At 55.5% G+C, this 25,744-nt stretch carries 22 protein-coding genes; 3 read left to right on the top strand and 19 right to left on the bottom strand.

The genetic code is table 11. The features are described from left to right. The first annotated feature begins 742 nt into the window (after positions 1–742). Positions 743–1,960, top strand: coding sequence for a D-glycero-beta-D-manno-heptose 1-phosphate adenylyltransferase (rfaE2, locus tag AGR13A_RS23690; protein ID WP_308400356.1), 1,218 nt, complete (start codon positions 743–745; stop codon positions 1,958–1,960). 469 nt (positions 1,961–2,429) lie between these two features. Further along, positions 2,430–3,683 carry a TylF/MycF/NovP-related O-methyltransferase gene (locus AGR13A_RS23695; protein WP_308400340.1) on the top strand — a complete coding sequence of 418 codons (1,254 nt, stop codon included), beginning with the start codon at positions 2,430–2,432 and terminating at the stop codon, positions 3,681–3,683. A gap of 336 nt (positions 3,684–4,019) precedes the next feature. Here AGR13A_RS23695 and AGR13A_RS23700 read toward each other — a convergent pair whose 3' ends face one another. From AGR13A_RS23700 to AGR13A_RS23765, 14 genes are all read right to left on the bottom strand, one after another. Further along, entirely contained in the window at positions 4,020–4,970 is a 951-nt protein-coding gene (locus tag AGR13A_RS23700; RefSeq protein ID WP_035224748.1) for a glycosyltransferase family 2 protein, read from the bottom strand. Then, a complete protein-coding gene (locus tag AGR13A_RS23705; protein ID WP_080839970.1) occupies positions 4,967–5,347 on the bottom strand; it encodes a GtrA family protein in 381 nt (126 codons plus the stop codon). The genes AGR13A_RS23700 and AGR13A_RS23705 overlap by 4 nt, the downstream gene beginning before the upstream one ends. A 17-nt stretch (positions 5,348–5,364) precedes the next feature. Then, positions 5,365–6,276, bottom strand: a complete 912-nt coding sequence (locus AGR13A_RS23710) for a transketolase family protein (protein ID WP_080839972.1) — start codon at positions 6,274–6,276, stop codon at positions 5,365–5,367. After that, positions 6,276–7,088 (bottom strand): transketolase, encoded by an 813-nt coding sequence (locus tag AGR13A_RS23715; RefSeq protein ID WP_080839974.1) that lies wholly within the window; start codon positions 7,086–7,088, stop codon positions 6,276–6,278. The genes AGR13A_RS23710 and AGR13A_RS23715 overlap by 1 nt, the downstream gene beginning before the upstream one ends. Further along, a complete protein-coding gene (locus AGR13A_RS23720) occupies positions 7,085–8,164 on the bottom strand; it encodes an NAD-dependent epimerase/dehydratase family protein (protein ID WP_080839976.1) in 1,080 nt (359 codons plus the stop codon). The genes AGR13A_RS23715 and AGR13A_RS23720 overlap by 4 nt, the downstream gene beginning before the upstream one ends. Continuing rightward, positions 8,148–8,936 (bottom strand): phosphotransferase, encoded by a 789-nt coding sequence (locus tag AGR13A_RS23725; protein ID WP_167377627.1) that lies wholly within the window; start codon positions 8,934–8,936, stop codon positions 8,148–8,150. The genes AGR13A_RS23720 and AGR13A_RS23725 overlap by 17 nt, the downstream gene beginning before the upstream one ends. A 91-nt stretch (positions 8,937–9,027) precedes the next feature. After that, positions 9,028–9,981 (bottom strand): sulfotransferase family protein, encoded by a 954-nt coding sequence (locus AGR13A_RS23730; protein WP_035224759.1) that lies wholly within the window; start codon positions 9,979–9,981, stop codon positions 9,028–9,030. 214 nt (positions 9,982–10,195) lie between these two features. Next, positions 10,196–11,284, bottom strand: coding sequence for a CDP-glucose 4,6-dehydratase (gene rfbG / locus AGR13A_RS23735; protein ID WP_308400341.1), 1,089 nt, complete (start codon positions 11,282–11,284; stop codon positions 10,196–10,198). Beyond that, complete coding sequence (rfbF, locus tag AGR13A_RS23740) at positions 11,266–12,042, bottom strand: glucose-1-phosphate cytidylyltransferase (protein WP_035224761.1); 777 nt, start codon at positions 12,040–12,042, stop codon at positions 11,266–11,268. The genes rfbG and rfbF overlap by 19 nt, the downstream gene beginning before the upstream one ends. 260 nt (positions 12,043–12,302) lie before the next feature. After that, positions 12,303–13,199, bottom strand: a complete 897-nt coding sequence (locus AGR13A_RS23745) for a MurR/RpiR family transcriptional regulator (protein ID WP_080839979.1) — start codon at positions 13,197–13,199, stop codon at positions 12,303–12,305. Between the two features lie 97 nt (positions 13,200–13,296). After that, complete coding sequence (locus AGR13A_RS23750; RefSeq protein ID WP_080839981.1) at positions 13,297–14,259, bottom strand: ABC transporter substrate-binding protein; 963 nt, start codon at positions 14,257–14,259, stop codon at positions 13,297–13,299. 7 nt (positions 14,260–14,266) lie between these two features. Continuing rightward, positions 14,267–15,307 (bottom strand): FecCD family ABC transporter permease, encoded by a 1,041-nt coding sequence (locus tag AGR13A_RS23755; protein WP_080839984.1) that lies wholly within the window; start codon positions 15,305–15,307, stop codon positions 14,267–14,269. Then, on the bottom strand, positions 15,304–16,347 hold the full coding sequence (locus AGR13A_RS23760) for a FecCD family ABC transporter permease (RefSeq protein ID WP_080839986.1): 1,044 nt from the start codon (positions 16,345–16,347) through the stop codon (positions 15,304–15,306). The genes AGR13A_RS23755 and AGR13A_RS23760 overlap by 4 nt, the downstream gene beginning before the upstream one ends. Beyond that, entirely contained in the window at positions 16,344–17,156 is an 813-nt protein-coding gene (locus AGR13A_RS23765) for an ABC transporter ATP-binding protein (protein ID WP_208612417.1), read from the bottom strand. The genes AGR13A_RS23760 and AGR13A_RS23765 overlap by 4 nt, the downstream gene beginning before the upstream one ends. 282 nt (positions 17,157–17,438) lie before the next feature. Between AGR13A_RS23765 and AGR13A_RS23770 the strand changes: the two genes are divergently transcribed. Further along, complete coding sequence (locus AGR13A_RS23770; RefSeq protein ID WP_080839991.1) at positions 17,439–19,610, top strand: TonB-dependent siderophore receptor; 2,172 nt, start codon at positions 17,439–17,441, stop codon at positions 19,608–19,610. Positions 19,611–19,914: 304 nt separating this feature from the next. Here the strand turns inward: AGR13A_RS23770 and dinB are convergent, their stop codons facing one another. The 5 genes from dinB to AGR13A_RS23795 form a co-directional block, all read right to left on the bottom strand. Continuing rightward, positions 19,915–20,994: a DNA polymerase IV gene (gene dinB, locus AGR13A_RS23775; protein WP_080839993.1), complete on the bottom strand. Its 1,080-nt coding sequence runs from the start codon at positions 20,992–20,994 to the stop codon at positions 19,915–19,917. 23 nt (positions 20,995–21,017) lie between these two features. Further along, positions 21,018–23,084, bottom strand: a complete 2,067-nt coding sequence (locus AGR13A_RS23780; RefSeq protein WP_080839995.1) for an ATP-dependent helicase — start codon at positions 23,082–23,084, stop codon at positions 21,018–21,020. A 230-nt stretch (positions 23,085–23,314) separates the two neighbouring features. Then, positions 23,315–24,052 carry an ABC transporter ATP-binding protein gene (locus AGR13A_RS23785; RefSeq protein WP_080839997.1) on the bottom strand — a complete coding sequence of 246 codons (738 nt, stop codon included), beginning with the start codon at positions 24,050–24,052 and terminating at the stop codon, positions 23,315–23,317. Then, a complete protein-coding gene (locus tag AGR13A_RS23790) occupies positions 24,049–24,894 on the bottom strand; it encodes an ABC transporter ATP-binding protein (protein WP_080839998.1) in 846 nt (281 codons plus the stop codon). The genes AGR13A_RS23785 and AGR13A_RS23790 overlap by 4 nt, the downstream gene beginning before the upstream one ends. Next, positions 24,881–25,672 (bottom strand): ABC transporter permease, encoded by a 792-nt coding sequence (locus tag AGR13A_RS23795; RefSeq protein ID WP_374701890.1) that lies wholly within the window; start codon positions 25,670–25,672, stop codon positions 24,881–24,883. Before AGR13A_RS23795 ends, AGR13A_RS23790 begins: the two co-directional genes overlap by 14 nt. Positions 25,673–25,744: the final 72 nt, after the last annotated feature.

The raw sequence follows: 25,744 nt of genomic DNA on the forward strand, positions 1-25,744 counted from the left end.
TTGGCCCGGGAACCATTTCTCGGTGTCTATTCCTTTTTCATTTTTACGTAGACGCGTTTTCCAGTGATCCTGAATACGGTATTGCCGTCATCGCCGGGGTAGTCGCGTGAATGCCTGAGCTTCTTCAGTTTGCAAAAATGCTCTAGCCGTTCCCGAAAGTGACAGTTTCCTGATATTTCTAAGGCAAGGCAACGAGTATGGCTGAAACCAGGCGCAGAGCCCGCAAAGGGAGTTTTCCGAGCGCGTGTCGGTAAGGTGTCGAGGAACCAATCAGAGCTCCTTTCCCCTCCTGTCCACGCTGTTGGGGTTGTTGAGCCAGCACCTCGAACCGTGAGTTGATCATCAGAATCGAGCTTCGTGAAAGCTTGTGACGTTCTTTCTTGAAACTTCCATTGTTCCGCGATACACGCTCGGCCGTGAACGTTATTCGAGGCGAAGATTCGAGCGGAATAACAATGCACCAATCTCAAAGATCGTATCGGCGGTTGATAGGTGAAGGTTCGATGTCTGTAATAGAAAAGTTTGATTCCGCCAAGATTCTCTGCCTGGGAGACGTTATGCTGGACCGGTTCGTATCCGGTGTTGTCAAGCGTATATCTCCTGAAAGTCCGATCCCGATTTTATCCGAAGAGAAGATAGACGTTTTTGCGGGCGGAGCTGCCAATGTTGCTCGCAACATCTCTTCCTTGGGGGGCGTTGTACCATCGTAGGAGTTGTCGGTAACGATAAGGCAGCCGACACTATTCGGGAATTGTTGGAAACTGACGATCGAATTTTGCCCAGGCTGGTGGTTGCTAAAGATAGGCCAACCAGTGAAAAGACTCGCTTTGTGACCAACGGTCAGCATTTGTTGCGTGTTGATAGCGAGGTCTCTGTCGACATAGATGAAGGCACGGAAAACGAGATTTTCAACGTCATTGATGGCTTCATGGGTAATCATGACGTGCTCATCCTCTCCGACTACGCGAAAGGTGTGCTGACCAAAGGCGTGCTCACGCGTATAATCTCTCTGGCGCGGGCCAGAAACGTACCCGTTATTGTCGATCCCAAGTCCAAGGATTTTTCTCGTTACAGTGGATCAACCCTTTTGACGCCGAACTCTACAGAGACGCGGGTCGCGACCGGTATTGATCCGCTCGATGATGAATCAGCGATTATTGCCGGCCAGGAGATATTGAAGTCGCTGGATCTTGAGCATGTCCTTATAACACGTGCGGAAAAGGGTATGACATTGGTTGGCCAAACGGACCCCGTCGTGCATATTTCTGCTGCCGCACGCGAAGTGTCTGATGTCGTTGGTGCAGGAGACACTGTTATCGCCACCCTGTCGCTGGTCATGGCCTGTGGAGGAAGTGTCGAGTTGGCAGCCCATGTCGCTAATACGGCTGCGGGAATTGTGGTTGGCAAGCGTGGAACTGCAACAACTACGCGATCGGAACTTATGGAGGAGTTGGCTAAGGAAAGCGATACGGGGCACACGCCTTCGTCTGTAAAAGTTCTCTCTTGGGAGGAAGCAAAAGTCGTATCGCGATCCTGGCAAAATGACGGGCTCAAGGTGGGCTTCACAAATGGGTGTTTTGATATTCTTCATGTGGGTCACACTTCAATCTTGGATTTCGCAAGATCCCACTGCGACCGGCTGATTGTTGGCGTAAATGCGGACGCGTCGATACGCAGATTGAAAGGGCCTGAGCGCCCTATAAACTCCCAAGATGACCGTGCGAACCTGTTGTCTGCCTTGGCCGTGGTTGATGCTGTTGTGATCTTTGATCACGATACGCCGAAAGAGCTTATCGACTTTCTCGAGCCGTCGTTGCTTGTCAAAGGCGCTGACTACAAAATTGATGAAATTGTCGGAGCGGAATCCGTGCTTGCAAGAGGGGGGGAAGTGTTGCGTTTTGAGCTCCTCCCTGGCAAGTCCACAACTGGAATAATCAAACGTGCGCGAACATTAAAGTGATGCGTGAATAGCCCAGAGTGTCATAAATACGCTCGGGTTAGATTTCCGGCTATTTCTCGAGCTTGACGCGACACGGCTTCCCGTTCTCAACGGGTTTGCCTGTCGGATTGTAAAACATTTTGATTTTGCCCCGCGTTATATCCGGCTCTGAGTTTGCTCCATCGTCGTTTTGACGTGCTCCCCGGATTTGACAGGGCGCGTCGTCTGCATGACTTAAATTAAATGGCCTTTGGTAAACCCAACGAGGGTCGGAGGCAAAGGCACGCGAATTGGCAGCTGGTGCTTTCGCTGTTGATTTTCCACGGCAGTGTGGTTGTCAGACTATGCGGATGCGCATAGGTTAGACAAGGATGCAACGCGTGATATGTACTCTTCAGTAAACAACCTTTACGCGAATGTAGTCTATAGTGCAGGTTGAGCCAAAGCTATAGTGACTGCATAACGAATATAAGCGCTTGGTGGAGTAAGAATGAAGTTTGTTTCGAATTGGTTGAAAAAGTTTGCTAATACCTCTCATGAATCGGAGTTTGGCGATGCTTGGCCCCGCGATCTTCGTTCGGCCGTACCGCAGCGATACTCTATGAATTATAAAATGTATAAGAATAGGGGAAATGCGCTTCCTCTAAAAAATCTAGTGAGCGGGTTTATTCATAATGAACAAGTGAATAAAGGCGATATGAACCGATTTTTCACTTTTTGTCTTGTGCATGACCAAATAAGGAAAGAGGGTATTGCTGGCGATATTGCTGAACTCGGTGTTTATAAAGGGAATACATCTTACATATTGGCAAATTTTGCTAAGGATCTCGGGCGAACAGCTTATCTATTTGATACGTTCGAGGGATTTGATTCGAGAGATATCAAAGGTATTGACTCAGCTATTCCGATGCAGTTTTCCGATACGAGTCTCGAAACGGTCCGTGACTTCGTTGGTGACAACAATACGGTTTATGTAAAAGGATATTTCCCGGAGTCGGCTGCGCAAATCCCGGACAATCTAAAATTTTGCCTAGTGCATCTTGATTGCGACCTTTACAGTCCAATAATGAGCGCGTTGAGCTATTTCTACCCAAGAATGGCGGAGGGCGGATTTATAGTTTTGCATGATTATTCGAGCTTGCATTGGGACGGAGCCGAGAATGCAGCCGACGAATTTTTTTCCGATAAACCAGAGTGCTTGATACCATTAGCGGATAGCTGCGGTAGCGTGATTGTTCGAAAGGCGCGGACATCCGATAAATTCGAAAATTGGCGAATTAAGAGGCTCCGGGATTCCTCAGTCGGCTCCTGGGTTCCTACGCAACTTTTAAAAACTTATTTGAGAGATGGCTGGGGTGATGTGGAAGACTGGGGGGTGTGGGGCGTTGGGGAGAGCCATACGATGTCCGTTATAATCCCCTTTCGGCCCCAAACGGATATCAGATTAATTTTTGATGTCGATGCTGTTTTGCTTGGCAAACAGGTGGAGCAGAAAGTCACGGTTTTGTTGGAAGGTGCCGAGATTGCCGAGTGGACTTTTACGTCTGAACATCAGCGCGGGAAACGGGAATTAATTATTCCTCTCCATATGCTTCAAGGACACCGAAATGCTGAGTCTCCACCAGCACTTTTTGTTGAATTCAGGCCTGAGTCATTTACACCTCCAAATGTTTTGGATGCATCGAACAGGGACACCCGGGCGCTTGGACTTGGGCTTCATAGTTTTAAGATAGAGACTGAATAGAAACTCGGTAGTTTATTCATACACAAGCATCCTGCCCTGCGACGCTCAGGCCCTAGGGGCTCTGAGCCTGCGGAGTTGGAATCCCCTGGGATTTTTGAGGCTAAACGTTCGAAAACCGGAAGCTGAAGTTCTCGTCCCGATCACGACGAAGAGCTGTTTTTCCCTCTGCCGCGCTAACCGTATGCGTATCGGCTCAAAGATGAATGCGACTTGCGCTTCTGAAAACTTCGAGGCCCTTATTGAATTTTTTCTTCCCATCAGGCACCACAAACCGAAAATCCCAGCTCCAAACGGCCCAATTTATCGTTGATATGACAGGTTCAGATCAATTATTTCTCAATCGCTCGTTCGAGTAGCGTCAAAATTTATGCGTTCCGCCTCAACCACAAGTGGTAGACTTCGCACCTGAGTCTGAATCGCGCCGATATATTCTCCGAGCATGCCGAGAAAAATCATCTGGACGGCACCAAAGAAAAATATACCGATCAAAATTGGCGCTAGGCCAATGTCAAATGAGTTCCACATAACTAGTTTCGCAACAAAGTAGCCGAATGCAACCAACAGGCTCAGGCACGCGAGAGCAAATCCGGAAAGCGTCATGAGACGCAAAGGAACCTTTGAGTGTTTCGTGATCCCGAGCATCGCCATGTCATATAGCGAATAAAAATTCTGGCTGGTTACGCCGCGTGCTCGTCTCGGCTGCTTAAATGGAACAGTCGCGATCGGATAGCCAATTTCGCATACGAGTCCCCGGAAATACGGGTATGGGTCATTCATTTGTTTGAGGATATCAATGACTGCGCGGTCAAATAGTCCGGACCCCGTCGCGTTCTGGATAAGAGGCACCTCGGAGATTCTGCCTACGGCTGAATAATACAGCTTTCGAACGGCAAACATGACGGACGACTCGTCACTGACGGGTTTTACCGCCATAACGGTCTTGAAACCATCTTCCCACTTTTTCACGAACTCGGCGATCATTTCTGGTGGATCCTGAAGGTCGGAAGCTATCAAGACCGCCGCGTCTCCGGAAGCTTGCAGAAGAGCATGAAAAGAGGAGCGGATATAACCGAAATTTCTGCTGTTCACGATAACGCGTAAATTCTTGTCGTTCTTCGCTCTGGAACGAAGAATCGCCACGGTATTGTCTTTCGAACAATTGTCTATGCAAAGGTGTTCGTAGTCATATGGCAATTTTGCCATAGTGGCGGCTATGCGTTCGCACAGCTCAACGACATTTTCCTCTTCGTTAAAGAGAGGAGTTACTATGCTGATCTTTTTTCTCATGGGGAAAATACATAACGCCGATTTAGGAGGAAAGATAAAATTGCCAAGGGCAATAGAAGCAGCAAGCCAGCAAACCACGCAGGCACATCGAAATGAACAAGAAGGCTTACCCCTGAGATATTCAGCAGATATAACAGCAAATACACGCCGATAAAGCGAAGCAACAATGCATTATTCCGGGATTCAAATACAAATGCACCTATGCTTTTGAAATTGAACAACGTTCCGAGAACTGTGGAGGCTGCGACTGCTGCCGTATAGTGTAATCCGATCCAGAGACTGGCGACGTATATCGTGTATCCAAAGATTGTATTGATGACGCCAACTATCAAGAATTTTACTATCCTGATATCGAATTGATACGGTTTGGCTGGCATGTCGTCGTTTCCTGATCTTACCAGCCGGTTTCTGTGATCGTTATACCCGCAACTTGCCGCAAATATTCCTGCGTACCGGATGTGCTGATGAAAGTATTGGGAACGGCAATTCGTTTCACGAGAGGGATTTGTGCCAGTTCGCCACATGCGCACAGATCGCTTAAAGCTTCGACAATCGAACTTCCAAAGCCACCATTGAGCTGATGCTCCTCGACGGTGACAATTCTTTGAAATCGCTGCGCCATATCAATGAGAACGTCTTTTTTGTAACCTCCTACAAAAGGCGCACTCCAAAATGCCCAATCACGACCGCTATCTTTCATCTCTTGAAGAATTGGAGCGCCAACAGCTCCCGTTGCCAAGACAAGAGTTTCAGACCCTTCTCTGACAGATATGAACTCACCCGGAACGATGGACAGGGCAGTGTTGAGATCGTGCAGATGGATTTCTCCGGACTTATTTAATCTGATATAGCCCGGACCCTTATGCTTCGTCATGAAAACGGCCGCCGCGCGCGCTTCCAATGCGTCAGCCGGCGCACAGATTGTCATGCCCGGCAGAGAGCGCATCATTGCCAAATCTTCTGTCGTGTGGTGCGAGACGCCTTGTGATCCGTAAGCATAACCGGCGCCTACGGCCACAACTTTTACATTGGCTTCATGATAGCAGACATCGTAGCGGATCTGTTCCATACAGCGGAGCGTTGGGAAATTGCCGATGGAATAGGTGAAAACATTGTATCCTTCGCGGGCTAAGCCTACGGCAACCTGCGTCATATTCTGTTCGGCTATGCCGGCATTCAAAAAACGGTCGGGATAACGCTGCGCGAAAGGCTCAAGAACCGAGTAACCCAGATCACCGCACAGAAGGAATACGTCGTCGTTCTCTTCGGCAAGGTCACAAAGCGTGTTGATAAAACTGTTACGCATCAAACAGACTCCAACTCTTCACGCGCTTTCACGACGTCGGCAGCCGATGGAGAGCGATAGTGCCAGGCAAGATCGTTTTCCATGAAGCCTACACCTTTTCCTTTCACCGTATGCGCGATAACGCATTTTGGTTTGCCATCACGGCTTGCCTTTAAGCGACTTAAAAGCTCCAACAGGTCGGTGGTCGAATGCCCGTCCACTTCCTCTACCTCCCAGTTGAAAGCGCGGAATTTATCCACCAGGGGTTCAAGATTCATCACGTCGCATACTCTGCCGAAGCTCTGTATCTTGTTGTAGTCAATGATTGCGACAAGATTGTCGAGGTGATTATGAGCGGCAAACATGATCGCCTCCCAATTCGAGCCTTCATCCAGCTCCCCGTCGCTCAATATGGCAAAAACGCTATTTGCGCGCTTCAAACGCTTTCCAGCAAGAGCACTACCGCAGGCCACACCGAGTGCATGACCGAGGCTACCTGTGGACAATTCAACCCCCGGCAGGTTGTGGTTGATATGTGATGTGAAATAGCTACCGTTTTCCGTAAACTCATTCAGGAGGTCTTTACCCGCAAAAAAGCCCTTGAGTTCCAGCATGGCGTAGAGCGCAGTGCATGCGTGACCTTTGCTATAGAACAAACGGTCCCGGTCCGGGTTGTCCACGGCGTCGGCCGACACGTTCAGAACGCGTCCATAAAGAACCGCGAGAATATCGGCAACGGAGAAGGCGCCGCCAATATGAGACGTGCGCTTGAGGCTGCAGAGCTCCAGCACCCGCAACCGAACCTGTTTTGCATATGTCGAAAGGTCAGTCATGGCTGTTTCCTGCTCGCAATAATTGGCTTATACCATTCCATAGTGCGCGTTAAGGCGTCTTCCAGCGATACGCGTATTGAAAGACCAAGCTCAGTGCGCGTGGCCTGGGTTTCGGGGACATAGAGATCGGGAGCAGCACCTTTTACAGTCTGACCGAGAACTTGAACTTTTGATTGGTTCAAGCCCGCTATTCGAGCAATCGTTTGGGCAAGTGCTGCAATTGAAACTGGATCGTCTGATCCGACATTGTAAGCTCTGCCCGCCTGTCCTCGAACCAGAATTGCGATTAGCCACTCCACAAGATCGGTCGCATACATATATGAACGTGTCGCTTTTCCATCTCCCTTTATCGTTATGGGGAGATCCAGCATGGCATCACGCATAAAATTCCCGGCAGCGAATTGGGCGTCCAGTTCGAGATAGGGACCAATCTGAGCGAAAATACGGGCGGATTTGCAGGCGAAACCGTATTGCTGCCCGTAGGTATTGCCTAGCCATTCGGTATTGATCTTACCCAGCCCATATGCCGAACTGGTTGAAGACACATCGGCAGACAAGGCTGATGTCTCCGAAAATCGATCCCTCTGGCTGGTGTCGCGACCATAAACTGCGCCGGAAGATAACAACAAAACTTTGGTGGCGCCACTGTCACGAGCAAGATCGAGAACGCGGCGTGTGCCTTGCACAGTGACGTCAAACACATCAAGCGGAGAGTTTACGGCGATTACGTCCGTGGCCGCGTGAATGATATGCGTAAAGCGAGGATTTTCGATATGAAATTCGCGCACATCACCCTTTATGAATGATAGCGCGGAATCATTGGCCAGATGAGGGTGTAACTTCGCGAAACGGTCGGGATCGCGACTGAGTATTACCGCCTGTATGCCAAGATTCATATGTGTGTTCGCATAGCTGATAGCTTCGAGTAGCCAGCGACCTATATAACCGGTGCCTCCGGTGATAAACAGGCGTGCATCTTGCAGAGTCTCGAAGTCGCTCCTAGCGTCCACTATCAGCGTTTTAAGATCATGTCTTGTTGCGCCCTGCGACGCAATACCATCAATTGTCGCAGTCAAGTTTTATCACTTCCGTTAAGCGTTGATCGAAACTGATTGCATTTGCTCTATAGCTACCATTCCGTACGGACAATAGCGATTTTAACAGTATGACTGCGGTCATTATTGCGACTTCGTTTTTTTTCCCTAGACATGTATGCCCAAGTTGTTCCGGTAGCAGCCATTTTCTGTTTTCAAAAAACGTAAGCCAATAAAGATAATCGTATCCGGCAACTCCCCAGAATGCGTCCTCCCAGTCGACAACGACAGGTCCGATATCGTCAGATCGGATGTTTGCAGGGCTCAAATCGCCGTGGCAAATCTGACGTTCCCAAGCGGGAGCAGATGAAAGAAGCAAATCAAGATAATTCTGGACCTGCTCCGTTATTCTCCCCGAAATCAGCCGTTCCTGTGAAAGCGTCGCCAGGGCAGCGTTCGCTTCGGAAAGTAACAAATCGAAACTTTCCGACGAAGGTATCGCTATCCCGCTCTCTATTGGGGAAAGAGCCCTTTCGTAACAAGACACGATATCCCGCACCGCCTCTGGATGAAGCGGATAGCCGGGCTGAAGAACCTTCATATTCAACCAGGTCCGGGTTTCTTGCCCCGATGTCACGGAATTCAAACCCGCGTCTACGCGTGCCCCTGCCGTCGCCACGAGAAAAGCAGCCTCGCGCTCAAGGGTAGAGCGTCCCGCAGGGGTGGCGTAAGTTTTAAAGAACCTTTTCTGTCCGAGTAATTCCCCTGTGAAGCAGAGCCCGAGCGTGCCACCGTCGACGACCTCAATTTTCACCAAGTGGGCCCCAAAGATTCTTTGGAGCCCGGACATCAAATCCTCTTTCAACGGGTTGAAAGTATTTGCGGCACTAAGGTGCCGCAACTTGCTAAGCACCGTAATAGTCCTTGAGGTAGCTGATCTTGTCGAAACCGAAATGACGTGCAAGGGCCATGGAACCGTGGGCGATCTGTGCTTTTTCCGCGTCGGTCAGTTCGTTGATGATTGCCTCGTTATATTCCTCTGTGCTCTTAAGCACCGTGCCCCAGGGGGCAATATTGTCCTTGATCTCGACGCCGTTCCAGCTGGGGTAAAGCATCGTTTCGCTGAAGGGCACGTCTATGAATTCAGAGACTTGCTTCATGAATTCCACCTTATCGGCCACAAGATCCTCATAGCGGAATATACGTACGTTCCGAGGATGCATCTTGGCGTACATCTCGACGGTAGAGTGATAGATGTTCCAGGTGATCAGGTATTTGCTGAGCGGCTGAGGGAAGGGGCGGCGCTTGGTGTCGCGATATGCTGAGAATGGGTTTCTAACGATGTGAATGATGCGGACATCCGGAAAATCGCGCACGATACGATCGGCGTCGATACCGATTGCTGGAGAATATCCTACATAGGTCATATCTTCGCGCTGCTTGGTGTAATAGTTTTTCCAAGCTTTGAAGGTTGCCCTGAAAAATGCTTCGATAACCTTGGCCCGGGGATAGAACGGTGCATCACCCAGGATTTCCTCAAAAATGGCCAGACGATCCGCTTCGACCATATCCAGGTCGGCATCCTTGAACTTTGAACCATTTCTTTTACGAAGGAAGGTCTTGGCCTCTTCGTCAATCATATGCTCATAAAGTTCATAGGGGCGTGCGCCTTCGGGGAATTCAGGGTAACGATACTGTACGCGCTCGACCGAAGCTAGAAAGTCGTTGAAGTTGCGGCTGCCCAGCTGAGATTCAAAGGGATAAACCAGCAGATCCGGGTGCCCGTCGAGGTGCCGGTGCGTAACATTGCCTCCGTGCTCGAAACCCGCAGAAATCATGACAAACTTGAAGTGGCTCATATAATATCGATCCTTTTTCGTCTTTGAGCGAGCAAAGACAGTTGATGAATGCCGTTGCCTTGCGGTCTGGCTTTAGCGCCATTTTCGCAAAAATGCACCGGGAATGTTTAAGTTTGCGCTGTGCAAGCTCAATTGCGCTTTTGGAGGACGCTTACGGTTCCTGTTGGCCTGTTAAACAGCAAGCATTCTGAACGGAAAATGCGGCCTCTCATTTTTACCTTGCTATGGCTGCTTGATACTCTCTTATTTGTGCAATGGTAGCATTCCTTTCGGACTGCCCCTCGGCAACGGCCTTGCTCCAATCCACAATATATTGAAGTGCACGATCCAGACGAAGTTCAGGGTGCCAAGCAAGACGGCTACGCGCCTTCGAAATATCGAGTTTCAAAAAATGAGCTTCGTGCGGATGATTTCCAACATCGCAGGACCAGCTTGCCTCGTTGCCCCACAGCTCTGCCATGCGCTCTGTGATCCATGATACGGGTTTTGCATCATCGTCATTAGGCCCGAAATTCCAGGCTTCTGCGAATTCATCTCCATGTTCGAAGAGGTTTTCCGCGAGGACGAGGTAACCGCGAAGCGATTCAAGAACATGCTGCCAAGGGCGAATGGCTTGCGGATTCCGGATAGAAGCCGGTGCTCCCTGCGAGAACGCATATACAATATCTGGGATGAGGCGGTCCTTTGCCCAGTCTCCGCCGCCGATAACGTTGCCGGCCCGTGCACTCCCCACGGCGACACGATGACCATTTGACGGTGTTGTAAAGTACGATCTGCGATAGGCTGCAGTCACAAGCTCCGCGCATGCTTTGCTGCTGCTATAGGGATCGTACCCGCCCATGGGTTCGTTTTCTCGATAGCCCCAAGGCCATTCTCGATTTTCGTAGCATTTGTCCGTTGTTACATTGACGACGGCCCTGATCTTCTGGCTTTCGCGAACCGCCTCAAGCAAATTCACAACGCCCATAACGTTCGTCGAAAATGTTTCCACGGGATTTACATAGGAATATCGCACCAAAGGTTGTGCGGCCATATGAATTACAATTTCAGGATCTGCTGTTCGCATCGCATTTTTCAACGCTTCCAGATCCCGTATGTCCCCAATAAGTGAGGTCATTCCGTCAGCCGCGCTTGTCGCTTCAAACAGAGAGGGGTTGGTCGGCGGGGGCAGCGCAAACCCTGTAACATGTGCGCCCAAATTTTGTAGCCAAAGAGATAGCCAGCTTCCCTTGAAGCCCGTGTGCCCGGTGAGCAGGACGCGCTTACCGCGCCAGAACGAGATATTCACTCCCAGATCCTCCAAGGAGCTTTCCCGCGGGCCCAAAGATCCTCAAGGAGATGTTTATCCCTGAGTGTATCCATCGGCTGCCAAAAGCCGGTGTGCTCATATGCGAACAATTTTCCCTGAGTGGCGAGACTTTCGAGCGGCGCGTGTTCCCAGGGTGTGTTATCGCCCTCAATGAAATCGACAACTTTTGGAGACAGAACAAAAAAGCCGCCATTTATCATTCCGCCATCCCCTTTGGGTTTTTCCTTAAAGGATGTAATGCGCTGATCCGACTGTATGTCCAGAGCGCCAAATCTTGCCGGCGGGTATGTTGCTGTAAGCGTTGCCAAACCACCATGGCGCTTATGAAAATCGACAAGCTCCCTGATATTTACATCGCTAACGCCGTCGCCATAAGTAAAACAGAAGGCTTCTTCGTCATTTAAATAGGGGGAAACGCGTTTAAGGCGGCCACCAGTCATCGTGGCTTCGCCGGTTTCAACAAGCGTGACGCGCCAGGGCTCGGCATGTTGCTGATGAACTTCCATGCTGTTAGTCTTCATGTCGAATGTCACATCGGACATGTGCAAGAAGTAATTGGCGAAGTACTCTTTAATCAAGTAACCTTTATAACCCAGGCATATGATGAAGTCATTGATGCCGTGTGACGAATAGATTTTCATGATGTGCCATAGAATTGGCTTTCCACCAATTTCCACCATCGGCTTGGGCTTGAGGTGGGTTTCTTCAGATATTCTGGTGCCGAGGCCTCCAGCGAGAATAACAGCTTTCATTCTAAACGACCTCAGCCATGCAATATTTTGACAAACATTCAAGCGTGCTTAGTGTTCTTAACCCTATAGCTCGACTGCTGCGGAAGAGGCGTGCGTTAGATTGCTTGCCATCCAATCGCTCCCCGTTCAGCTCTGTCGACCACCTTAGGCGCCAAATACCTTCTTACGATTCGGGTATAAAGCCGGACTGAATGGGTTGCAAATTATTCAAATGAATAAGTTGAGAGTCTCAACAGCAAGAGCCGGCTTTTCGGAGGCTGTTATACCCGCTTATGCGGCCTGATCGATGTCCGCAACTCCACCAGCCGCTCCAGCGTCTCGAGGCTTCGCTCGGGGCAGGCGGCGGAGAGGGCCAGGGCCATGGTTTCCATGGCAACGAAGGTTGGGGCGTGGAGCGCGACCCCTTCCGTTTTGGCGCGGGGCAGGAAGAGGCTGGCGTTGGCGTGTTTTTTGAGCACGCTGTCTTCCTGGCCGAGCAGCATGATGATCGGGATGTCGAGGCGGCCGGCCTCGGCTATGGCGGTCTGGGCTTCGCGGTGGGCGCGGCCGTGCAGGAGCATGATGAGGACGTGGCCGTTTTCAAGCTCGAGCAATTGTTCGGCAAGCGCGATGCCGGTGGCGTTGAGCGCGTAGGAATGGACGCCCGAGCGTTGGAACAGCCTTGCCGCATAGGTGGCGATGATGCCGGAGGCGCCGATGCCGAGCACGCCGATGCCGCGCGCTTGTGAGAGAAGCCGCACGGCCGCCGCCATGGCTTCGCGGTTCTCTGCGCTTGAAAGCATTTCCAGCGTGTTTTTCTGATTGTCGAGCACGAAATCTATCGCCGCATCGCAGTTGCCGGATATGGATTTTGTCGTCGCCGCCATTTTTTCGACGGGCGAATCCGTCACGCCCAGATAGGCCTCCAGCGTTTCCTTGAGATCGACCAGCCCCTGGAAGCCCAGCGCCTGTATGGCGCGGATGACGGTCGCATCGGAGGTATTGGTCTCGAAGCCGATTTCCAGCGCCGATTTGGCGAGGACCGCATGGCGGTGGCCGTCAATATATTCGGCGACGGCAAGCAGGCCCGGCGACAGGCGGTCGCGGCGCTTGCGAAGCTGCTCGCCGAAACGGTCGGTGCGCCGAAGCCTTGATATATGCGTTTCGCCAGCCGGCATGAATTCTTCCGTGAAGCTGAGTTTTCTACTCTTCTTCACGAATTAGCAGCGCGCCAAGCCGGGAGGCAAGCGCTTTTGTCCGTAGTGGTCGCCGCAGTCACTTTTCGTGCGCTGGCCGCACCGTCAAATGCGACTGGACAGCGGAGACCATGAGGCTGAGCGCGGCATAGGAGTTGGAAATTGCTTCCTCGCGCGGCAGGAGGATGTACCGATCGTTGCGGCAGGCCTCAAGAAAATTGCAGAAGCCCGGCATCACGGTTTCCATCATGTCGATTTCCGCCTGCGGCGAAGCTCCGGTATCGGAGCGATAGGGATCGAAGATAATATCGGCATCGAGTTCCGGCAGCCGTTCGGCGCTGATCTCGATACGGTCGCCATCCGGAATGGCGTCGATGATGGCGGGGAAACGGAAACCCGCGTCCCGCAGCACGCGCCCGAGCGCGCGATAGGTGTGGTAGACGCTGATCTTGCCGTTGAGCGGCTGGAACACTGAAACGGTGGTGCTGCCGGTATCGACCGAAGCCTTCAGCGCCTCGATCTGCGCCCGGTAACGACGGTCCAGCACGGCCAGCCGCTCCTGCGTGCCGGTGAGTTCGGCCAGTACTTTGTAAATATGCGGCGCGCCGTCTTTGGTATTGTCGATGGCGACGGTGGGGGCGATCTGCGCCAGTTTTTCAACGGGGGTGGGTCGGTCCGGTTCGGTTAGGATGAGATCGGGCTTGAGGGCGATAATCGCCTCCAGATCAGCATTGATGGAGCCGATATAGGCGATGTCGCTATTGTCGAAATCAACACCGGTCAGAATGGCGCTGGAGCGCAGATAGGGTTTGCCGTCCGCGCCCATGCGGCCATGGCTGCCCACCGGCGTCACGCCCAGTTCGATCAGCGGAATGGTTAGGTCGATATCGTGCAGCGTCACGATGCGCTTCGGCTTTGCCGGAATGGAAACGCTGCGGCCGAGGTCGTCGGTAAAGCTTCGGCTGTTCTCTTCGGCTTGAGCCGTGGCTGTGCCGAGGAGAAAAGCGGCTGCCGGGAGAAGCGTGAGAAGTGTTTTGCGCATGGGGGACCTATAGGCGATGCCGGTGAAACCAGAGAAGAGCAAGCAGCGTCGGTGCGCCGACGGCGGAAAGAACGAGGCCGGTCGGCAGCTCCAGCGGTGAAAAGGCGGTTCGGGCGATGGTGTCGGACGCTGCGACCAGAATTGCGCCTGTCAGGCCTGCACCCATGACAAGCCCTGGATAGGAGCTGCCGGGCAACAGAAGCCGGGCGATATGCGGACCGATCAGGCCGACAAAACCGATGCTGCCGGTGAAGGAAACGCAGGATGCGGTTAGGGTGACGGCAAGCGTGACATGAAGCACTGAAAGGAGGCGGTTATGGACGCCAAGCGCGGTTGCCGCATGATCGCCGAGCGCCTGCACGTCGGCGGCGCGCGCCATCAACAGCAGCAGGCCGAGGGCGATGATGAGGATGACGGAGAGGATTGAAACGGCGGTCCAGCTTGCGCCCTGCAGGTTGCCAGCCATCCAGATCATCGCTGTCTGCAAATTGCGAATATCGAGCGATGCCATGAGGATAAGCAGAAAAGCTGATAAAAGCCATGAAAAGCCGATGCCGGTCAGCACGAAGCGCAGGCGTGAGGTTGCGCCGGAGAGCATCAGAACGATTGCGGCACTTGCCATGCCGCCGGCAATGCCCGCGACGGGGCGCAACATGACCGGCAGGGAAGGCAGCAGGAACAGGCAGCCCAGCACGGCAAGGGATGCGCCTTCGCGCACGCCGAGCAGGCCGGGATCGGCAAGGCCGTTGCGGGTCGTGGCCTGCATGATGGCGCCGGCAATGCCGAGCATGGCACCGGCCACCATCGCAAGCGCCAGACGCGAGAGCCGGAAGTCGAGAACCACGAGTGCGTCGGTCATGGCGGGATCGGTGTTGGTTGCGGTGACAAGCGACCACAGGGCGGAGGCGGGAATATGCTGGCTGCCGGCGGTGAGTGACCACAGGGCGACAAGCATGAGGCAGAGGAAAAGCGCCAGCAGAATGATGAGCCGCGACGGCATGAAACGGAGGGAAAAGCGTCCCAGTCGGACAACCCGGTAGCGGTTCATTTCAGCACCCTGCGCACCAGCCAGAGAAACACCGGCGCGCCGACGAGGCCGGTCATCGCGCCGGTGGGCAGCTCTTTCGGCAGGAGAATGAGGCGGGCGGCAAGATCGGCGGCGATTAGGAGAACCGCTCCGCCGAGTGCTGCGATGGGTATGGCAAGCAGAAGCCGCCCCGTTTTCAGGCGCGCGACGAGCGGCGGCACCACAAGACCGACGAAGCCGATGGGACCGACGACGGCGATGGCCGCGCCGCAGAACAGCGATATGGAGACAAGCGCCAGAATCCGCGTGGAACGGATCGGCACGCCAAGCGCTGCGGCCGCGCTGTCGCCCAGCCCCAGAAGATCGAGCCGGGGAGCGACGGCGAAAGCCAGGATGAGCGCGATCGCGGCCGCGGGCAGGGCGGCGGCGATGGTTGCCATGGAAACGCCGGCCGTATCGCCCACCAGCCAGAAACGCATCTGTTGCAATGTTTCCTCATTGAGGATGAGGATGGCGGAGGTGAGGGTTCCGGCAAGCGTGGAAAGCGCAATGCCGCAAAAGACGAGTTTTGCCGGTGTCAGCCCCTGCCGCCCGGCGGAAGCAAGGAGAAGCACGAGCGAGAAGCTGACGCCCGCGCCCGTCGCCGCCAGCAATGGGCGGAGCAGCGGTGTTGCGATCAGCCCGAGCGGCATCACTGTCGCCAGAACGACAGCGAGGCTTGCCCCGGCATTCAAGCCCAGAATATGCGGTTCGCCGAGCGGATTTCGAAGCAGGGTCTGCAGCAGAAGCCCCGCTGTTCCAAGGCAGGCCCCGGCCTGCAGCGCAGCCAGCAAACGCGGCAGGCGCAGGCGCATCAAAACCTGCTGGTCGAAGTTGCGGGCGTCATAAGCAAATATCAGGTCTTGCAGAACGTGCGGCGCGATGGGGCGCGGGCCGGTGGCCATATGCGCCAGCACCAGAAGCAGCATGGTGAGCAGCAGGAGAAGTGCTGCCGCTAGTGTGCGACCATAGGCCCGCTCCCGCAGGGCAAGGGTGCTTGCGCTGGTTCCGTTGGGCATCATGCCGCGCCGGCCCGTCCGGGTAGGGGAAGAAATACCGGCCGCGCCGTCACCGGATGCGTGAGCTGGGCAACTGCCATGTCGAAGACATCGGCAATGATGCCGGCATCGCACGCCGCTGCCGTTTCCAGCCGGTGCCGCAGCTGCCCGTCCTTCAGGAAAATCAGGTGATCGGCATATTGCAGGGCAAGATTGATGTCATGCAGCACCGCCACGATTGTGCGGTTATGGCGGCTGACGAGGCCCGCCAGCATGTCCAGCACCTCTATCTGGTGGTGCAGATCGAGAAAGGTCGTAGGCTCGTCGAGAAGAATTATATCCGTCTGCTGCGCCAGCGCCATGGCGATCCAGGCGCGCTGGCGTTGGCCGCCGGAAAGGCTGTCGACCGCTCTTTCCGCCAGTTCGGACATGCCGGTCACGGAAAGCGCCTCTTCGACAGCGCGGGCGTCTTCCTCACTCCATTGCTTCAGAAATCCCTGATGCGGGTAACGGCCACGGGAGACGAGGTCGAAAACCGAAAGCCCCTCCGGCGTATGGTTCTGCTGCGCCAGCATGCCGAGCTTTTTCGCCACCGCCTTGGTCGGGTGGCGGAAGATATCGCTACCGTTGAGAAGAATATGGCCCCGCGCGGGCCGGTGCAGGCGGGCAAGCGCGCTGAGAAGCGTGGATTTTCCGGAGCCGTTCGGGCCAAGCAGAACGGTGAAGCGGTTCGGCGCGACATCGATGGACATATCCGCAAGCACCGGCGTGTCGCCATAGGCAAGCTCGATTGCCTGCGCCGCAAGGCCTGTATCCGTGCTTATGGGTCTCATGCCGTCGTTCAAATTCGTCACCGTCTGAATGCGTTGCCACCAGAATTATTGATGACTGTAGTAGTCAAGTATATAGCGTTCGAAAAAGCGGTTTTTGCCGGGCGATTTGAACAAAAAGCGGCTGTCATGGGCTGAAATGACACGCCAGGAAGCACGAATGCACCCTTCTGTGCCGACGTTTTGCCGCGCTGAAGCGGAAATAAAGTTGACTACTACATTCATCAATTGAAAGAGCGGTGCATCGTCGCGATGACGATTTGGGACAGCCGGGGACAAGACACGATGCATGACGGTTCGATGATCATTGGGGTGCGCTCGCGGGCGCTGCTGGCGTTTCTTCTGGCCGGGGTCGCCCTGCCTGCTTTTGCGCAGGAGAGTGCGACGCCGAAGAAAAATGCCGACGGGACGACCGTGCTCGAAACCATAACCGTCAATGCCGAGGTCAAAAAAGGCGCGCGCGGCTATCAGCCGGTGACGACGGGCACGGCGACACGTACCGAAACACCGATCCTCGATATTCCGCAATCGGTCAATGTGGTGACGGCCGAGGTGCTGCGCGACCAGCAGGCGCGCTCGCTGGACGAAGCGCTGGCTAATGTCAGCGGCGTCACCCAGGCAAATACGCTCGGCGGCACGCAGGATGCCGTCATCCGCCGTGGTTTCGGTGATAATCGCGACGGCTCCATCCTCGTCAACGGGCTGAAGACGGCCTTGCCGCATTCCTTCAACGATACGGTCGAGCGGGTGGAAGTGCTGAAAGGTCCGGCCTCGACGCTTTACGGCATTCTCGATCCCGGCGGCATGGTGAATGTCGTGACGAAGAAGCCGGAAGACACGTTCACGGCGGAGGCCTATTCGCGCTTTTCCGCCTATGGGGCGGGCAAATACGGCACATCGGGTGGTTTTGATGTGACCGGCCCGATTGCAGGCACGGATTTTTCCTATCGCCTGATCGGCGAGGGGGAAAACAGCGATTACTGGCGTAATTTCGGTGAGAAGAAGAACTGGCTGATCGCACCATCGCTGAAATGGAGCGGCGAGGACACCGATATTACGGTTTCCTATATGCATGAGGACTACAGCGTGCCGTTCGATCGCGGCACGATCTTCGATCCGGCGACCGGCAGGGCGATCAATGTCAGCCGCCGCCTGCGCCTCGATGAAGCCTATAACATCACCGACGGCAAATCCGATCTGGCGAGCATCGCCATAGACCGGCAACTCTCCGATGACTGGAAGCTGTCGCTGAATTACGCCTATAGCCGCAATGAATATTCGGACAATCAGGCGCGCGTGATGGGTTATAACTCCCGCACTGGGCAGGTGACGCGCCGGGCCGATGCGACGCAATATTCGACGATCTACAATCACGCGGTGCGGGCGGATCTGACGGGCGAGGCTGAAATCGGCGGACTGCGCAACGACCTTCTGTTCGGTGCGTCCTATGATTACAGCGATACCCTGCGCACCGACATGTTGCGATGCGCGAATTCCACGAATTTCAACGTCAACAATCCGGTTTATGGCCGCCTGCCGGTCTGCACCACGGTGAGGGCGGTCGACAGCGACCAGACGGAAGAGCTCTCAACCGCCTCGATCTATATGCAGGACGCCCTGCATCTTAACGATCAATGGATCGCGGTCGGCGGCTTGCGTTACCAGTACTACGACATCTATGCCGGCAAGGGCCGTCCTTTCGTCGTTAATACCGAGAAGGATGGCGGCGAGCTCATCCCCAATGCCGGCCTGGTTTACAAACTCACTCCGAATGCCTCGCTTTACGCCAATGTGGCGAAAACCTTCCGTCCGCAATCCTCCATCGGCGCCTATTATGGCGGGCTCGATCCGGAAGAGGGCATCTCCTACGAAGTGGGTGCGAAGTTCGATCTTTTCGCCGGGCTCAACGCCAATATCGCCCTGTTCAATGCCCGCAAGCGCAATGTCGCCTATTCGGAAGATGTCGGCGGCGTCTCGACGGTGAAGGCCGCCGGCCTCGTCCGTTCGCGCGGTGTGGAGGTCGATATTGCAGGCAGCCTGACCAACGATCTCGATCTCATCGCGAGTTATGCCTATACGGATGCGCTGGTGCTCGAAGATCCCACCTATGCCGGCAAGCGCCTGCCGAATGTGGCGCGCCACACCGGCTCGCTCTTTCTTGCCTATGATGTCGGCGAGGTCGGGCCTAACGGCAATACGCTCCGCATCGGCGGCGGTGTCCGGGCGGTGGGTGAGCGCGCCGGCATCAACGACAATTCCTATAATCTGCCGGGCTATGCGGTCTTCGACGCCTTCGCCACCTATACGCTGCAGCTGGAAAAACCGGTGACGCTGCAGCTCAATCTGAAGAATATCTTCGACAAGACCTATTACACCTCGTCCATCGGCTCCACCAGCTATGCCAATGCCGTGGGCGAGCCCTTCAATGTCAGCCTGACGGCCAGCGTGAAATTCTGACGGAAACAGGCGGCGCAGGCCATTTGCCTTGCAATATATATCGCTCGTGCAAATCAGCCCCTGCGTTTCTTGCATGGCTGCGCTGCGATAAAGCCTATTTAATATGCGGCGAAATCGGGTATCTTGGTCTTCATCGAAGTGATGCACCTCCTCCCGCAGAGCTTCGAACTGAGATGACCCTATCCTCCTCCCAAGGGTTATCTCGTGAACAATGGCACTCCTCCTCCCAGCCGTTGTTCGAGTTTTCGAAAAGCCTGCCGCACCTCCTCCCGCGGCGGGCTTTTTCGTTTTCGAAACAGGGACATCAGAGGCCAAGGGCGAGCTGCGGTTCCTCGTCGCTCTCTTCTCCACTCAGCGATGAAAGAGTAACACCCAGCAGCCGCACCGGACGTTTGAATGGAAAGACGGAGGCGAGCAGGGTCTCGGCCATTTCCTGGATCGTCGCAAGGTCAGGCACGGCTCCCGAGACGGTCCTGCTGCGTGTCGCCTGGGTGAAATCCGAATATTTGATTTTCACCGTCACTGTCTTTCCGGTGATGTCGTGGGCCTCGCAATACCGCCAGACTTTCTGAGCCAAAGGGCCGAGCTCAGCCTTGGCCAGATCGAGATCGTCGATGTCTTCTACGAATGTATCCTCGGCGCCGACGGACTTGCGGATGCGATCGGGTATTACCTGCCGTTCATCGATGCCGCGGGCGATGTTGTAGAAATAAGGGCCGGACTTTCCGAAATGCTGCTGCAGAAAACCGAGTGATTTCGATTTGAGATCGAGCCCGGTTTCGATGCCGTGCCGTCTCATCCGCTCGGCCGTGGCCGGTCCCACGCCGTGAAATTTCTTAACCGCCAGGGCCTCAACAAAGCCGGGGCCATTCTTCGGCGTGATGACGGCCTGGCCATTCGGCTTGTTCAGGTCGCTTGCCATCTTGGCGAGAAACTTGTTGTAGGAGATGCCGGCGGAGGCATTGAGGCCGGTGATCGCCTTGATCCTTGCGCGAATTTCCAGCGCGATTTCGGTGGCGATCTCCATGCCTTTCAGGTTTTCGGTCACGTCGAGATAGGCTTCGTCGAGCGATAGCGGCTCGATCAGCGGGGTATATTCGGCGAATATTTCGCGTATCTGTTGCGACACCTGCCGATATACGTCAAATCGCGGCGGCACGAAGATCAGATCCGGGCATTTCCGCCTGGCGGTGACCGATGGCATCGCGGAACGCACGCCGAAGGTTCTTGCCTCGTAACTCGCCGCAGCCACCACGCCCCGTGCCGCAGATCCGCCGACGGCGACGGGCAGGCCGCGAAGTGCGGGATTGTCACGTTGCTCCACCGATGCATAAAAGGCATCCATGTCGATATGGATTATCTTTCGAACAGCCGTGCTATCCATCGTTCCAGCCCGTACGATCGTCCTTATTTCCACATTGCTCGCATCCGCGCGCCGACATCGATGCGGATCTGCTGCGCGCTGCGCTCGGAGGCAGCGGCCGAAACCAGCGGCCAGGTGGCGGTTTCGAAGAATTGCAACAGAGTTGCCGGTATGAAGCGGGTTCTTGCCGCGTAAACATGCCGGTCTCCCTGCGCATTCTGGCCATGGGTGAAGAACCGTTGCGGCGTTATCAGCGACAGGCTGTCCTTGGCGCGTGTCATGGCGACATAAAGCAGACGGCGTTCTTCCTCGACTTCATGCGTGGAGCCGACGCCGAGATCAGAGGGGATGCAGCCATCGACCACATTCAGGATGAAGACGGAACGCCATTCCTGGCCCTTGGCCGAATGAATGGTTGAAAGGGTCAGGTAATCCTCATCGAGAAGCGGCACGCCCGCCTGGTCGCTGGTGGCATCCGGCGGATCGAGGGTCAGTTCGGTCAGGAAACGTTCACGGGAGGGGTAGCCGCCGGCAATCTGCTCAAGTTGCAGCAAATCGGCCTTGCGGGTCTCCGCATCCTCATGGATGCGCTCAAGATGAGGCTCGTACCAGAGCCGCGCGTGCTCGATATCCGATGGCCAGCCACCGTGCGATTTTCGCAGGTTCGCCAGCAATTGAACGAAGGATACCCAGTCATCGCCGGTTTTGGGTGGTGGCGGAATTTCGGCAAGGGCGAGCAATGGCTCGGGGTCTGCCGCGATCGTATCGAGAATACTGCCGGCTTTTTTCGGGCCGATACCCGGCAGCATCTGGAGAAGCCGGAAACCGGCAACCCGGTCGCGCGGGTTCTGCGCGAACCGCAATACCGCCAGCATGTCCTTCACATGGGCGCTGTCGAGAAACTTCAGGCCGCCAAATTTAACGAAGGGAATGTTGCGGCGTGTCAGCTCGATCTCGAGCGGGCCGCTGTGACTGGAGGTGCGAAACAGCACCGCCTGCTGCTTCAGTGTCATGCCGGTCTCACGATTGGCCAGCACCTGGTCGATGATGAAGTTCGCCTGCTCGGTTTCGTCCTTTACCGTCACGAGCTTCGGTCGCTCGAGTGACTGTCGTTCGGTCCAGAGGTTTTTGGTGAACCGCTCACGGGCAAGGTCGATGACGCTGTTGGCCGCAGCCAGTATCGGCTGCGTCGAGCGATAGTTGCGATCAAGGGTGATAATGTCGGCGGCCGGGCTGAAGGATGCCGGGAAATCCAGGATATTGCGTACCGTCGCTGCCCGGAAGGAATAGATCGACTGAGCGTCGTCACCCACCACGGTCAGCCCGCGACCGCCCGGTTTCAACGCCATCAGCACCGAGGCCTGCAGCCGGTTGGTATCCTGATATTCATCGACCATCACATGGTCGAAACGATTGCCGATATCGCCGGCCAGGTCGGGATCGCTGACCATCTGGGCCCAGTAAAGCAGAAGATCGTCATAATCGAGCACGTTCTGGGCCTGCTTGGCCTCCACATAGGCGGCGAATAATTGCTTGAGCTCGGCTTCCCAGCTGGACACCCATGGATAATGCTGGCGCAGGATTTCCTTCAACGGCGTCTGCGAATTGACGGCGCGCGAATAGATCGCAAGACAGGTTCCCTTGGTCGGAAAACGGCTCTCGGTCTTGGAGAAACCCAGCTCGTGACGGGCAAGGTTCATCAGATCGGCGCTGTCTTCGCGGTCATGGATGGTGAAGTCCACGTTCAGCCCGACCTGTTCCGCATAAATCCGCAGGAGGCGTGCGCCGATCCCGTGAAACGTGCCGGACCAGGCCAGCGCATCCGTCAGGGTTCCGGCATTGGTGCCGATGACCTGTTTGCAGATCCGCTCGACACGGCGCGACATTTCGGAAGCGGCACGGCGCGAAAACGTCATCAGCAGGATTCGGCGGGGATCGGCGCCATTGACGATCAGATGCGCCACCCGGTGCGCCAGCGTGTTGGTCTTGCCCGAACCGGCGCCGGCGATGATCAGCAATGGTCCGGCCGTGTGTCCGTCTGAGAGTCCAACGCCATGTTCCACGGCCTTGCGCTGCTGTTCGTTCAGTTTGTCCAGATAGGCAACCGTCATGCCTGCATCCTTGATATTTGCCTATCCGCACGACGACGGCCTTATTCAAAAATGCCAGCCGTCTGATGACGGCCGGTCATTCTTGCACTCTTGTCGCAATGATTAGCAAAAACTCAAACAGCAGGCCAGAACAAATAATGAACGGGCGTTCCTGTCTTCCACATCATGTTGGATAACGTTGCTGGAGCGGTCTTCTTGGTCCAATCGTGGCGCGCCGCTCCATCACGGTTTCAGAGGAAGCTGCTTTCGAAGAGCTCGCCAGAATAGGCTGCATGGGTGATGCCGGCTTCAAGATCAGCCTTGGTCAACTCATCGACAAAAACGCCATTCTGCATGACCAGAACACGGTCGCACATATGGGCAATGACCGACAGGTCGTGGCTGACGAGAACGAAGGTGAGGTTCTGGTCTTCACGCTGATCGGCCAGCAGGTTCAGGATTTCCGCCTGAATGGAGACGTCGAGCGCGGATGTCGGCTCGTCGAGCAGCAGGATCGGCGGTTCGAGGATCAGCGCGCGGGCGATCGCCACACGCTGACGCTGGCCGCCGGACAGTTCATGCGGGAAGCGCTCGGCAAAATGCGCGGGCAGGCCGACCTGTTGCAGGGCGGCCGGCACTTTCGACCAGCCATCGCCAAGCCCCATCGAGCTGATCGGTTCGGCCAGAGCCCGGCCGATGCGGTGGCGTGGGTGCAGGGAACCGTAGGGATCCTGAAACACCATCTGCGCCAGCTTCAGCTCCTCGCGGCTGCGAACCTTGCCGACCGGCTTGCCGTCGAAGCTGATCGATCCGGTCCAGCCGGCTTCCAGCCCCGCCAGTGACCGCAGCAATGTCGACTTGCCGCAACCGCTTTCGCCGACGATGCCGAGTGTCTCGCCTTTATTGACGCGAAAACTGACGTCGCGCACAACATGGTTGCGGTTTTCCTTCGTGCCGTAGACGACATCGAGCTTGTCTACCGTGATCATCGCATCACCTCCGCATCGATTGCCTGGCGATCCAGCACCTTGAGGCGCCGGACCGGGTTGCGGGGATCGGGCATCGCCGCGATCAGGCCCCGCGTATAGGGATGTTGCGCATCTTCGAGCTTCGAAAGCGTCTCCACGACGCGTCCGCCATACATGACCAGCACGCGTTCGCAGAAGGCGGCGACCATGCGGATATCGTGGCTGATGAGGATGAGGCCGGAATTATTCTCGCGCACCATCTCGTCCAGAAGCAGAAGGACATCCTTGCGGACACTGACATCGAGGGCCGAGGTCGGTTCGTCGGCGATGACCAGCTTGGGTTTCGCAAGCAGCATCATGGCGATCATCACGCGCTGCCCCATGCCGCCCGAAATCTGGTGCGGATAAAGCCCCATCACACGGTCAGGATCGTTGATGCGCACGCGCAGTAGCATATCGCGTGCGGCATTTCTGGCGGCCTTGCCGGTCAGCGCCAGATGCAGCTCGGCCGCCTCCGCCACCTGCTTTCCAATCGGCAGGACCGGATTGAGTGAATAACGCGGGTCCTGCATGATCAGCGCCATCTCGCTGCCGCGGATCGCACCCATCTGGCGCTCGGATTTTTCAAGCAGGGGTTCGGCGAGGAAATCCATGCGCTCCGCCGTCACGGTGGCGCTTTTGGGCAGAAGCCGCATGGCGGCGCGCCCGGTCGTGGACTTTCCGGAGCCGGACTCGCCGACAATGCCGACCCTTTCGCGGCCGACGTCGAAATTGACATTGGAGACGGCCGGAATGGTGTTGCGGCCGAAGCGGACATTGAGGTCGCGGACCGAAAGAACGGGTGAGCTATCAGGAACGGGCATGACGCGGATCCAGCAGGTCGCGCAGCGTATCGCCGGCGATGTTGAAGGCAAGGCTCGTCAAAAGGATCGCGATGCCGGGCATGACGGCGACCCACCAGTAATCGAGCATGAATTTACGGCCGCTGGAGATCATTGCGCCCCATTCGGGAAGCGGCGGCTGCGCGCCGAGACCGAGGAAGCCAAGTGAGGCGGCCGTCAGGATGATACCGGCCATGTTCAGCGTCAGTCTGACGATGACCGAGGGAATGCACATTGGCGCGATATAAAGAAACAGGATGCGCAGCGGCGATGCCCCGTAAAGGCGTGCGGCAGCAACATAATCCGTGTTTCGCACCACCAGCGCTTCGGCACGCGCCAGACGCGCGATGGGCGGCCAGGCGGTCAGCGAGATTGCGATGATGGCCGTGCCAAGACCCGCCCCCATCGCAGCGGCAAAGGCCAGCGCCAGGACGAGCGAAGGGAAGGAAAGGACAATATCGGTCGCACGCATCAGAATGGCATCGGTGCGGCCGCCGAAGAAACCGGCCATGACGCCGATTGCAAGCCCGATCGGGCCGACGATGACCGAAACCGACAAAACAGTCTGGATGGTGATGCGTGTGCCATAGACGAGGCGGCTGAAAATATCGCGGCCAAATTCGTCGGTTCCCGCCAGATGCGCCCAGCTGGGAGGCTGAAACGCGTTGTCGAGCGCCTGACTTACCGGATCGTAGGGCGCAATGAGCGGCGCGAAAATGGCGACGATGACCAGAATGGCGAGAATGGCAAAGCCGAACATTCCAAGCGGCTCGTCACCAAGCTTTTGCAGTGTCCGCACCGTTGTGGCTGATAGGCGTGACAAGGCACTGCG

Origin of the sequence: Agrobacterium genomosp. 13 str. CFBP 6927, from assembly GCA_900012615.1 — a bacterium.
In the GTDB taxonomy this organism is placed as follows: Bacteria; Pseudomonadota; Alphaproteobacteria; order Rhizobiales; family Rhizobiaceae; genus Agrobacterium.